The 14930-nt window shown below is 57.9% G+C and carries 11 protein-coding genes and 1 pseudogene; all 12 read left to right on the forward strand.

The window, feature by feature from the left end:
• Nucleotides 1–164 precede the first annotated feature (164 nt).
• The 12 genes and pseudogenes from tssA to tssB (N1037_22605) all read left to right on the forward strand — a co-directional run bounded on the left by tssA (nt 165) and on the right by tssB (N1037_22605) (nt 13576).
• Nucleotides 165–1211 (forward strand): type VI secretion system protein TssA, encoded by a 1047-nt coding sequence (gene tssA / locus N1037_22550; protein ID UWS82007.1) that lies wholly within the window; start codon nt 165–167, stop codon nt 1209–1211.
• Between the two features lie 86 nt (nt 1212–1297).
• Nucleotides 1298–1816: a type VI secretion system contractile sheath small subunit gene (tssB, locus tag N1037_22555; GenBank protein UWS82008.1), complete on the forward strand. Its 519-nt coding sequence runs from the start codon at nt 1298–1300 to the stop codon at nt 1814–1816.
• An 11-nt stretch (nt 1817–1827) separates the two neighbouring features.
• Nucleotides 1828–3324 carry a type VI secretion system contractile sheath large subunit gene (gene tssC, locus N1037_22560; protein ID UWS82009.1) on the forward strand — a complete coding sequence of 499 codons (1497 nt, stop codon included), beginning with the start codon at nt 1828–1830 and terminating at the stop codon, nt 3322–3324.
• Nucleotides 3325–3379: 55 nt separating this feature from the next.
• Entirely contained in the window at nt 3380–3883 is a 504-nt protein-coding gene (locus tag N1037_22565; protein ID UWS82010.1) for a type VI secretion system tube protein Hcp, read from the forward strand.
• A gap of 84 nt (nt 3884–3967) precedes the next feature.
• Complete coding sequence (locus N1037_22570) at nt 3968–4771, forward strand: virulence protein SciE type (protein UWS82011.1); 804 nt, start codon at nt 3968–3970, stop codon at nt 4769–4771.
• Nucleotides 4764–5261, forward strand: coding sequence for a type VI secretion system baseplate subunit TssE (gene tssE, locus N1037_22575; GenBank protein ID UWS82012.1), 498 nt, complete (start codon nt 4764–4766; stop codon nt 5259–5261). The genes N1037_22570 and tssE overlap by 8 nt, the downstream gene beginning before the upstream one ends.
• A gap of 2 nt (nt 5262–5263) precedes the next feature.
• Nucleotides 5264–7141, forward strand: a complete 1878-nt coding sequence (gene tssF / locus N1037_22580; protein UWS82013.1) for a type VI secretion system baseplate subunit TssF — start codon at nt 5264–5266, stop codon at nt 7139–7141.
• Nucleotides 7105–8142, forward strand: coding sequence for a type VI secretion system baseplate subunit TssG (tssG, locus tag N1037_22585; protein UWS82014.1), 1038 nt, complete (start codon nt 7105–7107; stop codon nt 8140–8142). The genes tssF and tssG overlap by 37 nt, the downstream gene beginning before the upstream one ends.
• 25 nt (nt 8143–8167) lie before the next feature.
• On the forward strand, nt 8168–10891 hold the full coding sequence (tssH, locus tag N1037_22590; GenBank protein ID UWS82015.1) for a type VI secretion system ATPase TssH: 2724 nt from the start codon (nt 8168–8170) through the stop codon (nt 10889–10891).
• A gap of 36 nt (nt 10892–10927) precedes the next feature.
• Complete coding sequence (locus tag N1037_22595; protein UWS82016.1) at nt 10928–12175, forward strand: hypothetical protein; 1248 nt, start codon at nt 10928–10930, stop codon at nt 12173–12175.
• Nucleotides 12176–12255: 80 nt separating this feature from the next.
• A complete protein-coding gene (locus N1037_22600; GenBank protein ID UWS82029.1) occupies nt 12256–13113 on the forward strand; it encodes an ion transporter in 858 nt (285 codons plus the stop codon).
• Nucleotides 13103–13576 (forward strand): annotated as a pseudogene (gene tssB / locus N1037_22605) (type VI secretion system contractile sheath small subunit). The gene N1037_22600 and the pseudogene tssB (N1037_22605) overlap by 11 nt, the downstream one beginning before the upstream one ends.
• Nucleotides 13577–14930 lie beyond the last annotated feature (1354 nt).

A 14930-nucleotide genomic window follows, 5' to 3' on the forward strand; every position in this document is an offset into this window, starting at 1 on the left:
AAAAAGGTGCAAAAACAATTGACTTTAAGATGGCGATAAGGCTCACTCCACGTCAAGTTATTGTTTTGATAATGGCTCAGCTGAGGTCGCCGCATACCTGTATCTTCAATATAGGATGTGGTTTTTCAGACTGCGCTTGACCTGATTATTGGGGGGTCAGCCGTATGGATCTGGCTGTTTTTCTACAGTCCATTGGGGAAGAGTCTCCAAGTGGGGATAACCTCGTCTATGACCCGGCCTTTGCCGAAATGGAACGTGCTGCGCAGCCCCTCACCGACGACAGCGGCGCAGGGACTCCTGCGGACTTTGCCACCGTAGAAGAAAAAGCGCTTGAGGTGCTTGAGCGCAGCCATGAGTTGCGCGCGGCGGTTTTTCTTGCGGAGGCTCTGCTGGCGCGTGGTGAGCTTGTGGGGTTTGCGGATGTCACCAGCTACATGCGCGGCTGTCTTGAGCAGTTCTGGGACACATGCCACCCTGAGCTGGACGAGGACGATGGTGATGCGATCATGCGGATGAACGCAGTGCAGGATTTGTGCGGTAAGCCGGGGGAGATGGCGGGACCGTCGCCAGTCTATAGTGCCTTGCGGCGCGTCTACCTGAGCGACAGCCGCAATTTTGGCCGGTTCTCGTTGCGCGACATTGAAATCGCCGAAGGGCAGATGAGTGCGCCTGAGGATATGGAGACCATTCCGGATCAGGCCAGCATCGGCGCCGCGTTTCAGGACAGCGATGATGACTTTATCGCAGCGCGTTTGGCGGCGGTTGAGCTGGCAGAGGCGAATATCAAGGCGATCTCGGATGTGTTCTCTGAACAGACGCCAGGACAGGGGCCGGAGCTGGATCCGCTGATAAAACAATTGCGCCAGATGGCAAAGCGGCTGCGTGACTATGGTAACTTGGCCGAACCTGCTGAGGATGAGGACAACGACGCAGGCGAAGAGGCTGGCGCGGCAGAGGCGGCCCCTGCGGCCGCAGGGGGGGCACGTGTTGTGGCAGCGCCCGGCGCGATCAATTCGCCAACCGATGTTGCCAATACGCTGGACCGGATCATTGCCTATTACCAGCGGGAAGAACCCTCTAGCCCGCTGCCGCTTTTGTTGGAACGGGCCAAGCGATTGGTGGGGGCAGACTTCCTCACGATTGTGAATGATATGGCGCCGCGTGGGCTGGAGAATGTGCAGCTGATCGGTGGCCTAGAGGACGACGACTAAAGGGGAAACAAGAGGTTTCGGCGACCCGGCTTGATCCGGGAGCGGGGCTTCTTGGGACGTTAGATTACGAGTTGAAGGAGAGCTAGATGGCTGGAAGTTCACAAAAATTTGTTGGCCGCAATCGGGCGCCACGGGTCCAGATCGAATATGATGTGGAACTCTATGGGGCTGAAAAGAAAGTACAGCTGCCCTTTGTCATGGGTGTTCTGGCGGATCTCACCGGGAAATCCGAGGTCGAGCAACCTTCTGTTGCCGACCGCAAGTTTCTCGAAATTGATGTCGACAACTTTGACAAGCGGATGAAATCCATGGCGCCGCGCGCGGCCTTTACCGTGCCCAACACGCTGACCGGCGAGGGCAATATGGCGGTGGATATCACCTTTGAAAGCATGGACGATTTCAAACCGGCAGCAATCGCCGCCAAGGTCGCACCGCTGAAAGAGCTTCTGGATGCACGCACCCAGCTCAGCAACCTGATGACCTATATGGATGGTAAGACAGGAGCTGAGGATCTTATCACCAAGATCATGCAGGATCCGAGCCTGCTGAAAACCCTGGCTGCCCAGCCCAAACCCGGCGGTGACGCTGGTGGTGAGACGGAATAAGGAGGGATAAAATGGCAGACGAAGCACTCCAAACCGAAGCGGCCCCGGCAGAATCAGCTTTTGGCTCCAGCGAATTTGCAAACCTGTTGCACAAGGAATTCCGCCCTAAGTCGGACCAGGCCAAAACCGCTGTTGAAAGCGCGGTCAAAACCCTGGCGGAACAGGCGCTGGCCAATACTGGCCTGATCTCAGATGACGCGCTGCGTTCGATCGAAAGCATCGTGGCGGAGATCGACAAAAAGCTGACCGAACAGGTCAACCTGATCCTGCACAATAAAGAGTTCCAGCAGCTCGAGAGCGCCTGGCGCGGGTTGCACTATCTGGTGAACAACACCGAAACCGATGAGATGCTGAAGATCCGGGTGATTCCGATCACCAAAAAGGAACTGGGCAAGAGCCTGGCCAAATTCAAAGGCACGGCGATGGATCAGTCGCCGATCTTCAAAAAGCTCTATACCGAAGAGTTCAGCCAGTTGGGCGGCGAGCCCTATGGCTCGCTGGTGGCGGATTTCCATTTTGACCACTCGCCGCCGGATATCGAACTGCTGGGCGAGATGTCAAAGATTGCCGCTGCAGCCCATGCGCCCCTGATCACCGGGGCAGAGCCTTCTCTGTTTCAGATGGACAGCTGGTCGGAACTGTCGAACCCGCGCGATTTGACCAAGATCTTCCAAACCCCGGAATATGCCGCTTGGCGATCCCTGCGGGAGAGCGAAGATTCCAAATACGTTGGTCTGGCAATGCCGCGGTTCCTGGGGCGGATGCCCTATGGATCCAAGACAGATCCGGTGGATGAATTTGCCTTTGAGGAAGACACCACAGGTGCAGAGAGCGACAAGTATTCCTGGGTCAATGCCGCCTATGGCATGGCCACAAATATCACCCGCTCGTTCAAATCCTACGGCTGGTGTTCCCGTATTCGCGGGGTCGAAAGTGGCGGCACGCTGGAAGAGCTGCCTTCGCATACCTTCCCCACCACCGATGGCGGTGTGGATCAGAAATGCCCCACGGAGATTGCCATTGACGATCGCCGCGAAGCAGAGCTTGCCAAAAATGGCATGATGCCGCTGTTGCATCGTAAGAACACCGATGTGGCGACATTCATGGGCGCGCAATCGCTGCACAAGCCCACCGAATACGACGACCCGGACGCAACGGCCAACGCTAATCTCGGCGCGCGTTTGCCCTATCTTTTTGCCACCTGCCGGTTTGCCCACTATCTGAAATGTATGGTGCGCGATAAGGTCGGGTCGTTCAAAAGCCGTCAGGATATGGAATCCTGGCTGCAAAACTGGATCAACAATTACGTTGATTTTAATGCCGATATCTCTTCGGAGAATGAAAAGGCGCGCAAACCTCTCGCCGCTGCAGAAGTGGTGGTTGAAGAGGTCGAGGGCAACCCGGGTTATTACAGCTCAAAATTCTTCCTGCGCCCGCACTATCAGCTAGAGGGCCTGTCGGTGTCTCTGCGTCTGGTGTCGAAATTGCCCTCGGAAAAAGGAGGCTAAGAACCACTCATGCCTCAAAATTTGTCAATGAGTTAAGTTTTGAAAGGATAGCAAAATGGCTGCTAGCATGTTCGTGGAAATCTCCGATATCGAAGGGGATGCCACAGAAGACAAGCACAAGAAATGGATCGTCATTCAATCGGCGAACTGGAATGTTGAACGCGCTGTTGAGATGACTGATCTTGGGTCGTCTCAGCGGATGCATGCCAACTCGAACTTTGGTAAGGTCGAGCTGACATCGCAAATGGGCAAGGCCTCGAATGAGTTGGCCAAGTCTGTTGCAAACGGGACGGTACGTCCTGAAATCATCATGCATTGGTGTCGCTCAGGTGACGCCCAGGCCGAAGGTCTGCTGGATTATTCCGTTTGGAAAATGAAAGATGTGGTGATCGACAGCTACTCGATCTCGGCAAGCGAAGACGGCATTCCAGAAGAGACCTGGTCGCTGGCCTATGCCGCCATCGAACACACCTACAAATCGACGAACCAAAAGACCGGTAAGTTGGAAAACCCGATTGTTTTCCAATGGAACGTCCAAAGCGGCAAATTCGAATATTGATTTGCACCACCCCGGGCGTGTGGTCACGCCCGGGGTTTCTATTGTTTTTACCTATCACATGTTTGACATGGCGGAGTTTTGACCATGACCCCTGAAGAGCATTTGCGTGCTGGTGATCCGGACCTGGCTCTCGCGGCGCTGCAAGAGCAGGTGCGCGCGGATCCGTCTAATGCAAAGCTGCGGATTTTCCTGTTTCAACTGCTCTGCATCCTGGGGGATTGGAAGCGGGCGGTTGCTCAGTTGCGGCTCAGCGCTGAGCTGGACGCAAATGCCACCGTCATGGCGCAGGCCTACCGCGAGGCAATCCTGTGCGAGGTCTACCGCGAAAAGGTTTTTAAGGGTGAAAAAGACCCGCTGATCCTGGGTGAACCAGAGGCCTGGCTGGCGCAGTTGATCGAGGCACAAAAACAGCTGGCACAGGGCAATGTGGAGCAGGCAACGGCCCTGCGAGAGGCGGCCTATGAGGCGGCACCCACAACCGCCGGGACTGTGAACGGGACCGCGTTTGACTGGATTGCCGATGCGGATATGCGTCTTGGTCCAGTGCTTGAGGTGATCCTCAACGGGCGCTATTTCTGGATCCCCTTTGCGCAGATCCAAAGTCTTGAAATTGATGAACCCTCTGATCTGCGCGATACAGTTTGGATGGCCGGTACATTAACCCTGGCCAATGAGGGCGCGCTGGCGGTGCTGATCCCGACGCGCTATCCGGGCAGCGAAACAGCAGAATCCGGGGTCAAACTGGCCCGGCTGACCAATTGGCAAGACCTGGGCGGCGGCGCCTACATCGGTCTTGGCCAACGGCTTTTGACCATCGGTGAGGAAGACTTTGCGCTGATGGATATTCGGCAGCTCAAGATTGGCGCGCAGGACGGCCCTGATGGCTGACAAGATGCTTGCCGAACGGCTGCAACCCTCGCTTTTGGACCGGCTGACAGACAATGACCCTACCAACCGCAAAGAAACGCGTGACAGCCGGGTCATCGACCTCAACAGGCTGCGGGAGATCATCCAGCGGGATCTGTCGTGGTTGCTCAATACCCAGAACGCGGGCAATCAGATTGATGTAGATCGCTACCCCTTGGCCTCGGCTTCGGTGGTGAATTTTGGGTTGAGCGAAGTCACTGGCGAATTCAGTACCACTGAGAAAGCCGAAAAGATCCGTCGCGCAATTGAACAGGCGGTGACCAATTTTGAACCCCGTATCATCGAAGGCACGGTGGATGTGCAATTGATCGGCGATGTTGATGTGGCGGGCATGACCATCGGGCTGGATATTCGTGCCGACATGTGGGCCCAGCCCCTGCCGTTGGAGCTGTATCTGCGCAGCAAGGTCGATGTGACCACGGGTGAGGTGACGATGGAAAGGGGGCTCTAGCCATGGATACCCGCCTTTTAGGCCACTATGAAAACGAGCTGAACTATCTGCGCGACATGGGAGCTGAATTTGCCGCTGCCTACCCCAAGATCGCGTCGCGTCTGGGGATGGAGGGGGTCGAGGTTCTTGACCCCTATGTGGAACGGTTGCTTGAAGGCGTCGCCTTTTTGTCAGCTCGTGTCCAGCTGGAGCTGGAACTGCAGTATCCGAATTTCACCTCCAACCTGCTGGAGATCATCTATCCGCATTATCTGGCTCCGACGCCATCGATGATGATTGCGCATTTTGAACCTGACCCGACCAACTCTGCCGTCAAAAGTGGCTATCTGATGCCGCGCGGTTCGGTGCTGCGCTCGCGTCTGGATGAGGGCGCGCAGACCCCTTGCGAGTTTCGCACCGCAGCGGATCTGACACTTTGGCCGGTGGAGATTTCCGAGGCGCAGTATATTGACGGGCGCGGTGATCTGGTCGCGGCAGGTGTTGCCACCGGATATGAGGCCCGCGCCGGTATCCGCCTGCGACTAAAGCGTTCTGATGGGGAACCGCTGCGCGATCTCGACATGGACCGGTTGCAGATCTACCTGGGCAGCGCCGCAGGCAACAGCTGGCCGCTGCTGGAACTGCTGTGCACCCAGGTGCAGGGCATTGTTGCCCGCTCGACTGACCGCCGGGCCGATTGGCATTTGCCGCTGCCTGAGGGCCGTGTTGTGCAAAAGGGATTTTCACGCGAGGAGGCGCTTTTGCCGGTGCCGGCGCGGGTATTTGATGGCTACCGGCTGTTGCAGGAATTCTTTGCAATGCCCGAGCGGTTCCGCTTTGTCGAACTGCAGGGGCTGCGCCCGGCGCTGCAAAAGGCCGAGGGCGACGAGGTGGATCTGTATATTCCGCTGCGCGAAGGCCTGCGCGAGGCGTCTCAGGTGGTGTTGCCCGAGGTTTTTCAGCTCAATTGTATTCCTGCGGTGAACCTGTTTGAAAAACGCTGTGACCGGGTCCGTATGACGGTGCGCGATACCGAACACCAGGTTGTTCCCAACCGGACTGCCGGTCTGGATTTTGAAATCTATGCGTTGAAAAAGGTGACGGGCATCAGTGGCGAGGGCGCCGATGATGTGGAGTTTCGGCCCTTTTATTCAGCAAATGATTTCACCGCGGCAGGGGAAACCCACCCGGCCTATTACACCTTAAAGCGCCGCATGCGGGAGCGGTCAGAAAAGGAACGCCTGCGCGGGGTGCGCTCCTCCTATCTGGGGTCCGAAACCTACCTGACGCTGGTTGATCGCTCGCAAGCACCCTATGGGGCTGATCTGGAGCAATTGGCAGTTCAGGCGCTGTGCACCAATCGGGATCTGCCGCTGTTGCTGGCAACGGGCAACGAGAACGTCTTTCATCTGCCCGAAGGCGGCCCGGTGAAACAGATCAACCTACCGATTTCGCCTACACGGCCACATCCGTCTTTGGGGCAGGGCGATACCGCCTGGCGGCTGATTTCTCATCTGAGCCTGAACTATGTCTCCATTGCCGACAGCGGTCGGGGCAACGCGGCAGAGGCCCTGCGTGAGCTGGTGGGGCTTTATGCGCCGCTGGGCAATCGGGTGACGGAAAAGCAGTTGGAGGGCATCGTCTCGGTGTCCAGCCGCCCCATCGTGCGACGGATGAGCGACGAAATCCTGTCGACGGCGGTGCGCGGCATGGAAATTTCCATCGGCTTTGACGAGAGCTTTTTTGAAGGCAGCAATATCTATGCGCTGGGGGCCGTGTTGGAGCGGTTTTTCCATGGCTACGCCAGCATCAATACATTTACCGAAACGGTTCTGACGACCGAAAAACGAGGGGAAATCGCCAGATGGCGACCGCAAAAGGGCCTGGGCCGAATGATCTGAGCCTCTTTGACCGGTTGGTCGAAGCCCCTGAGGAACACCATGTTTTTCAGGCTCTCAGGGTATTGGAGGCACATTTTCGAGATCACCCCCGTCTGGGGGAGAGCCGCCGCCCTCGGCAGGATGCATTGCGTTTGGGGCAAGAGGCCGAGCTGGCCTTTCCCCCATCGACGATTGCGAATTTCTCTGCGGCGACCAAAGAGGGGCCGGCGCGGTTGACCAATCGGTTCTTTGGTCTTTTTGGACCCCAGGGCCCTTTGCCGTTGCATCTGACCGAATATGCGCGCGACCGCAAACGCAACCATCGCGACCCAACCATGGTTGCCTTTGCCGATATGCTGACGCACCGGATGATGTCGCTGCTCTATCGGGCCTGGGCTGAGGGCGCGCCGGCGGTGAGTTTTGATCGCGATGAAGACCCTTTGGCGGATCGCGTCGCGGCATTGGCTGGCTATCATGGCAAGGGGCTGCAGCACCGCGATGAGATGCCGGATCTGGCCAAGCTGCATTTCACCGGCATCCTGGGGCAGGGGACCAAGACCCCTGCGGGGTTGGTGGCGATGCTGTCAGATTTCTTTTGTGTACCGGTACATCTGGAAGAGTTCGTCGGCAGTTGGCTGCAGCTGGAACCCGATGATCGCTGGCAGATGGGCCGGGGGCAGGGGGGCTTGGGCCAAAGCACCAGCCTGGGCGAAAAGGTCTGGAGCCGCTCTGCCAAGTTCCGCCTGCGCATCGGCCCGCTAGGGTTGGAAGACTATGAGAGGCTGCTGCCGGGAGGCGCGGCGCTGGACCGTCTGCGCGCGATTGTGCGCAGCTATGTTGGTGATTTTCTGGATTGGGATGTGAACCTGGTTCTGTCCGGCGATGCGGTGCCCCGGTCGAGCCTCGGCGGCGAGACCCGGCTTGGCCATACCAGTTGGATCCGCAGCCGACCAGACCCGGACGCAGACCAGCCGGATGTCGATGATTTGTTTTTATATCCCGGCGTCAGCTCGGGGATTTAAGAGTGCCTATAGGGAGTGAAGTACCATGACCGAGATCAGCCGAGTGGCGCTATTCGGGAAGCTCAACAAATTGGGCTATCAAGCTGTAGAAGGGGCAACTGTGTTCTGCAAGATGCGGGGCAACCCCTATGTGGAACTGGTGCATTGGATGCATCAGCTTCTGGCGCAGCAAGACAGCGATCTACATCGTATCATTGAACATTATGATCTCGATTCCGGCAAAATCGCCACCGAAATGACCCGGGCGCTGGACATGTTGCCACGCGGGGCTTCAGCGATATCTGACCTGAGCGATCATCTGATGGACGCGATGGAACGCGGCTGGGTCTGGGGCTCTTTGCTGTATTCGGCAAGCCAGGTGCGCAGCGGTTATCTGCTTTTGGGCATGTTGAAGACACCGGCCCTGCGCAATATCCTCGCCTCCATGTCGCCGGAACTGGCCCGCATTGGCGCGGATGATCTGGCGGATAATTTTGCCGAAGCCACGGATGGCTCGCCTGAGGCCACGATGTCGGCGCAGGATGGCAGTTCTGTGACCGGTGGCGGTGCCGAACCGGGAGAGGCCTCTGGCGCCATGGCTCCTGGTGCCATGGGCAAGGGCGAGGCGCTGGAGCAGTTTTGCACCGACCTGACCGAACAGGCCCGCAATGGTGAGATTGATCCCATCGTTGGGCGCGACGAAGAGATCCGCCAGATTGTCGATATCCTGATGCGCCGCCGCCAGAACAATCCGATCCTGACCGGTGAAGCCGGGGTTGGCAAAACCGCAGTGGTCGAAGGCTTTGCCCTGCGCATTGCCCGTGGGGATGTTCCGCCCGCCCTGCGCAATGTGCGGCTCTTGGTGCTGGACATCGGCCTGCTGCAGGCTGGCGCCTCGATGAAGGGGGAGTTTGAAAACCGCCTGCGTCAGGTGATTGATGAGGTCCAGGCCAGTGCCGAACCTATCGTGATGTTTGTCGATGAAACCCACACACTTGTTGGTGCTGGCGGCGCGGCTGGCACCGGCGATGCGGCCAACCTGCTCAAACCAGCGCTGGCGCGGGGCACCCTGCGTACCATCGGCGCCACCACCTGGGCGGAATACAAGAAATACATCGAAAAAGATCCGGCGCTCACCCGGCGCTTTCAGGTGGTCAAGATCGACGAGCCCTCGGTGCCCAAGGCGATCCTGATGATGCGGGGCATTGCCTCGATGTTGGAGAAACACCACCGGGTGCAGGTTCTGGACGAAGGGATCGAGGCGGCTGTCAGCCTGTCGGCGCGCTACATTCCAGCGCGGCAATTGCCAGATAAATCCGTGAGCCTGCTGGACACCGCTTGCGCCCGCGTAGCAGTCAGCCAGCACGCGGTGCCGGCAGAGGTGGACGACAGCCAGCGCCGCATCGAGGCCCTGACCACCGAGCTTGAAATTATCGGTCGCGATGAAACCGCCGGCTATGATGTTACCGACCGGCGTGAGGCGGTGACAGTGGCAAAAGCCAGCGAGGAGGAGCGGCTGGCCGGACTCACCATCCGTTGGGACAAGGAAAAAGCGGTGGTCCAGGAGATCCTCGACCTGCGCGCCAAACTCCGGGAGGGAGCCGCGCCCGTAGATGCTGCGGTGGATGCTGGGGACGAGCTGGCCGAGGGCGCAGTGAACAGCCCGCTGACAGATGATGAGCGTGCGGCGCTGATGCAGCAGCTCAAGGACAAAAACGCCGAGTTGAACGCGCTGCAGGGAGATAGCGCCTTGATCCTGCCGATTGTCGACCACCAGGCCATCGCCAGCGTTGTGGGCGATTGGACCGGTATTCCGGTGGGCCGCATGGTCAAGGATGAAATCGACACAATTCTGCATCTGGAAGAACATCTGGCCAAACGTGTCATCGGCCAGGACCACGCGATGAAGATGATCGCCAAACGCATCCAGACCAGCCGTGCCGGGTTGGATAATCCCAACAAACCCATCGGTGTCTTTATGCTGGCAGGCACCTCGGGTGTTGGTAAAACCGAAACCGCCCTTGCCCTGGCTGAGGTGCTCTATGGCGGGGAACAGAACGTCATCACCATCAATATGTCGGAATACCAGGAGGCCCATACGGTCAGCTCACTGAAAGGCGCGCCTCCCGGTTATGTCGGCTACGGCGAAGGTGGCGTGCTGACCGAGGCGGTGCGGCGCAAACCCTATTCGGTGGTGCTGCTGGACGAGGTTGAAAAGGCGCACCCGGATGTGCACGAGATCTTTTTTCAGGTCTTTGACAAGGGCGTGATGGAGGATGGCGAGGGCCGGGTGATTGATTTCAAAAACACCCTGATCCTGCTCACCTCCAATGCGGGGTCTGACATGATTATGGACATGTGCGCCGACCCGGATCTGATGCCGGCGCCCGAAGGCATCGCCAAGGCGCTGCGGGATCCCCTGCTCAAGATCTTCCCGGCGGCCCTGTTGGGGCGGCTGGTGACAATCCCCTATTTTCCGCTCAGCCCGGATATGATCGGCAAAATCACCAGGCTGCAGCTAGGCCGGATCAAAAAACGGGTGGAAGAGGCACATGGCGTACCGTTCTCCTACACGGATGCTGTTGTCGACAAGATCGTCGACCAATGCCAGGAGCTGGAAAGCGGTGGCCGGATGATTGATGCAATTGTCACCAACTCCATGCTGCCGGATATCTCAAACGAGTTTTTGCGCCGCCTCATGGCGGGAGAGGAGGTGGCCTCGGTCGCCATTGATGTCAAAGATGGGGAGTTCTCATACAGCTTCGACTAAGTGCGGTTTTGAAACGGGGAAGAGGAAGGAGATGAGATGGTCAAACATGTGGTGATGGACATCAAGAACCTGGACATAAAAGTGTCTGGGCTGGAAATGGTAGATCCGCCAAAACTGTCGTTCAAAGTTGTGATCGAGCTGGATAAGAAAATGGAGAAGGGGGCCGACAAAGACCCTCTTTTGCAGCAGGAATTCCAGGCTGCTGCCAGCGACGTGCTGGATCAGACCAAAGAGACAATTGAGAAGAAGTGTAAGATTTTCGACAAGCTCTTTGTCCAGATGGTGAACAAAGGCGCCTCTGAAAAGGAGATGCAGAAACAGCTGAAGGGCCTGAACGACGCCATCAAAAATGACGTCAAAGTTGCCGAAAAAGGCGCTGAACTGGCGGCCGCCAAAGCCTGGAGCGATCTGCAAAAGAAACGCAAGGAATGGTCCAAATTCAAGATCAAGATCGGCGTCTCGATTGTTGGCACGCTGGCTGGGCTGGCAGTCAGTATCGCGGCCATGGCGACCTCGCCCTTTTCCGGCGGTGCGGGGGCAGCCTTTGCGATTATTGGCTTTATCAAGTCTGGCGTCAGCTTGGCACAGGATGTGGGCAAGCTGGCCATTAACATAGACCAGTCCAAAGCCATTCTGGTCAAAAACCTGGCGGTGGTTGAAAAAGCGGCCTCAAACCCGGCCCTGAACGCCACAAACGAGGCCTCTGCCGCAGTTTTCCAGGAATTTCTGGGCGTGTCGCAACCTTCGGTCAAGACGGTTGAGGACGCGGCGGATACGCTGAAAGCGAAATATGCCCAGATGATCGTCAAGATGCATGACCTCTCCAAGACCCTGGCAAAGATCCTCAAGGAGCAGGATAAACTGAAGAAGGAGTTTTTGACCGAGGTCGGCAACAAGCTGAAAAAGCACCCGGTGAAGGATAAGAAAGCGCAGCTGGTGATGATCAGCAAGGCGCTGGATACTGCTCTGGCCAAAAACTATGCTGCGGTGCAAGGTGCCATTGACAAGATTCAGGCCATGTATGGCGCGGCGCGGAAATGGGCCGACAATATCAAGGATCTGATGAAGCGGGTCAAAGCGCTGACGATCAAGGATCCAAAGGCACTCAAGGTGTTCCGCGAAGCGCTGAAATTTGCAGCCCTCGGGTTGTCGCCAATAGATGGCAATTCCATCGCAACCGGGGTCAAGGATCTGGCGTTGGGGGTTGGCGGCGCAGCAGGCGGTTATGTTTATGACAAACTGACCAGCAAAGCCCTGGATGGCACCGTTTTTGACGCGGCCTAACGGCTGAATATCAACCGCCGGGCGCTTTGATGCCCGGCAAAGTACCGATGCAGTATCGCCATGACCAGTGGAGAAAACCCGTGAATGAGAGCGCCCAAACTCAGCAAACCCTACAAGACCGCGCCCGCGATTTTGTTGAGCGCCCGGTGGTGACCAATTCCATTCTTGGAATTATCATTTTCAACGCGGTGACCCTGGGATTGAGCACGTCGGATACCGTTACCCAACATGTCGGCGGCTTACTGAGCGCGGTGGACAAACTGGTCCTCACGGTCTTTGTCGCCGAATTGGCGCTCAAATTGTTTGCCTATCGGATCAAGTTCTTTTCTTCCGCCTGGAACATTTTTGACCTGCTGGTGGTCAGTGTTGGCCTGCTTCCGGACCGGCAGGGGCTGTCGGCGCTGCGGGGGCTGCGGGTTATTCGTGCATTGCGATTGCTGTCGGTGATCCCGCAGATGCGAAAGGTGGTGCAGGCACTGCTGGATGCGCTGCCGGGCATGGGCGCCGTGATCGTCATGATCTCGATCGTGTTTTACGTCTTTGGGGTGATGGCGACGCTGATGTATGGCGCGGCCTTTGACGAGTGGTTCGGCACCCTAGGACGCTCGCTTTATTCGCTGTTCCAGATCATGACCCTGGAAAGCTGGTCCATGGGCATCGTGCGGCCGGTGATGGAAGTCTATCCCATGGCCTGGTCCTTCTTTGTGCCCTTTATCGTCATTACCGCCTTTTCGGTGCTGAACCTTTTTATCGGTTTGCTGGTCAATACCATGCAGTCAGCGGTGGAGGCCGAGGCCGAAGCCGAGTTTGAACAACTGCGGGACCTGGTGCGTAAGGAAACGGATCTTGTGGATGCACATGTTCTGGAGCTGCACGCGGAGCTGAAGGCGCTGCGGCAAGAGCTTAGCGCGTTTAAGGGAGGTGAAAATGGCCGATAGTTCGCAAAAATTCGTGGGCCGTAATCGGGCACCTCGGGTGCAGATCGAATATGATGTCGAACTTTACGGTGCTGAAAAGAAGGTGCAGCTGCCCTTTGTCATGGGCGTGATGAGCGACCTTCTGGGTAAAAGTTCCTCCCCACAGCCTGCCATTGCGGATCGCAAATTCCTTGAAATTGATGTGGATAATTTTGACGACCGCATGAAAGCCATGGCCCCACGGGCCGCCTTTACGGTGCCAAATACTCTGACCGGTGAGGGCAATCTCTCGATTGATCTCACCTTTGAGCGCATGAAGGACTTCAGCCCTGGTGCCATTGCGTCCAAAGTGGACAGCCTGCGGCCTTTGTTGGAGGCGCGCAATCAGCTGCAAACACTGATGGCCTATATGGATGGCAAATCCGGCGCCGAAGAGCTGATTGAGAAGATCCTGCAAAATCCCGCCTTGATGTCGACGCTGGCCGAAGGCGGGGCGACTTCTGCCGCGGATCAGGACAGTGCCCTTGGCAGCCTGCGAGCGCTTGAAGTGCCAGAAGCCGAGCCTGACACCAGCGATGACGTGCTTGCATCCCTGGCAGCACAACCCCCATCCGAGACGGTGCAGGGGGATGGCGTGTCTGACGCCCTTGCCAGCCTTGCAGCCAACACGCCAGAGGATCTGCCCCAGCCGGAGACGGGCGCTGAGACTGACGCCGCACTTGCGGCTTTAGCGGCCTCGGCCCCTCGCGAGCCCGCGCAGGCCGACACAGGTGAGACCGCGCTGGCAGCCCTGCGGAATCTGGACCCAGTTGCCGAAGATCCGCCAGAGGACACGACGGATGTCTTGGGGGATCTGGCCCGCGCTGGCGAAGAGCTCCAGCAGCCTGAAACCCCGTCCAATGACGGGATCCTTCAGGACCTGGCCGCCACAGAGATACCGGAAGCCGCCGCGCCAGACCCGCTGGCGGATATCCTGTCTGATCTCGACGCCGCGCAGCCCGAGCCTGAGGAAGGCGCGGACGATTTGGCGGATGTGTTGGGATCTTTGCAGGACGCGGCCCTACCGGAAGAAGGCTCAGATGATGGGGACCTGTCTGGTGCAATTTTGGACGAACTGGCGGCGCAAGAGCCGGAACCCGCAACCGATGCAGAAGCGGATGATCTTGCGGCGCTTCTGGATGATCTTTCTGCTGTCGCACCAGATGAGGCAGAACGCGAAGGTATCGATCTGACCGAGGTTCTGGGATCTCTGGCGGACAGTGAGGCAGAGCCCGACAGCGTACCACAGGTGGGCGACATCCTGGCGGATGTTGTTACCAGCACGCCCGTCACCGCTGCAGAGGATGCAGTCGGCGATGATCTCGCGGATATTCTGGGCGCACTGGATCTGGGGGAAGAAACCGGGGGCTCTGAGGATGATGTGGATTTGCAGGACATGTTGGCAGGGCTGGCACCTGCAGAACAGGACGTTTTGGATGACACTTCGGAGCTGGATGATGTGCTCGCCGGGCTGGAGCAAGCCGACGCGCCACTCGCACCAGAGGCCGCAAATGATCTGAATGATCTGCTGTCAGATTTGGCCAGTACAGCCCCCGCCGAAGATGGCGGGGACAGCGCCGAGGAAGCGAGCCTGGAGGGGCTGCTTGCCGATCTGGACCTGGAAGAAGACAGCCCGGACGCAGTGGTGGATGTGGACAGTATTTTGTCCGGCCTGGAGGCCGCGCCGGGCCCCAATCCCGCGCCCGGTGACGCTACCGAGGGCAGCGAGGCTGCTGAGACGAGCCTGTCGGAACTGCTGGGGGCAACAGACGGGGTGGAGACAGATCTGGATGATCTGC

Origin of the sequence: Phaeobacter sp. G2 (assembly GCA_025163595.1) — a bacterium.
In the GTDB taxonomy this organism is placed as follows: Bacteria; Pseudomonadota; Alphaproteobacteria; order Rhodobacterales; family Rhodobacteraceae; genus Pseudophaeobacter.

What these genes read in the sequence shown, in the direction of transcription:
- tssA (UWS82007.1), top strand. Translation starts at nt 165, where the DNA reads ATGGATCTGGCTGTTTTTCTACAGTCCATTGGGGAAGAGTCTCCAAGT.
- tssB (UWS82008.1), top strand. Translation starts at nt 1,298, where the DNA reads ATGGCTGGAAGTTCACAAAAATTTGTTGGCCGCAATCGGGCGCCACGG.
- tssC (UWS82009.1), top strand. Translation starts at nt 1,828, where the DNA reads ATGGCAGACGAAGCACTCCAAACCGAAGCGGCCCCGGCAGAATCAGCT.
- N1037_22565 (UWS82010.1), top strand. Translation starts at nt 3,380, where the DNA reads ATGGCTGCTAGCATGTTCGTGGAAATCTCCGATATCGAAGGGGATGCC.
- N1037_22570 (UWS82011.1), top strand. Translation starts at nt 3,968, where the DNA reads ATGACCCCTGAAGAGCATTTGCGTGCTGGTGATCCGGACCTGGCTCTC.
- tssE (UWS82012.1), top strand. Translation starts at nt 4,764, where the DNA reads ATGGCTGACAAGATGCTTGCCGAACGGCTGCAACCCTCGCTTTTGGAC.
- tssF (UWS82013.1), top strand. Translation starts at nt 5,264, where the DNA reads ATGGATACCCGCCTTTTAGGCCACTATGAAAACGAGCTGAACTATCTG.
- tssG (UWS82014.1), top strand. Translation starts at nt 7,105, where the DNA reads ATGGCGACCGCAAAAGGGCCTGGGCCGAATGATCTGAGCCTCTTTGAC.
- tssH (UWS82015.1), top strand. Translation starts at nt 8,168, where the DNA reads ATGACCGAGATCAGCCGAGTGGCGCTATTCGGGAAGCTCAACAAATTG.
- N1037_22595 (UWS82016.1), top strand. Translation starts at nt 10,928, where the DNA reads ATGGTCAAACATGTGGTGATGGACATCAAGAACCTGGACATAAAAGTG.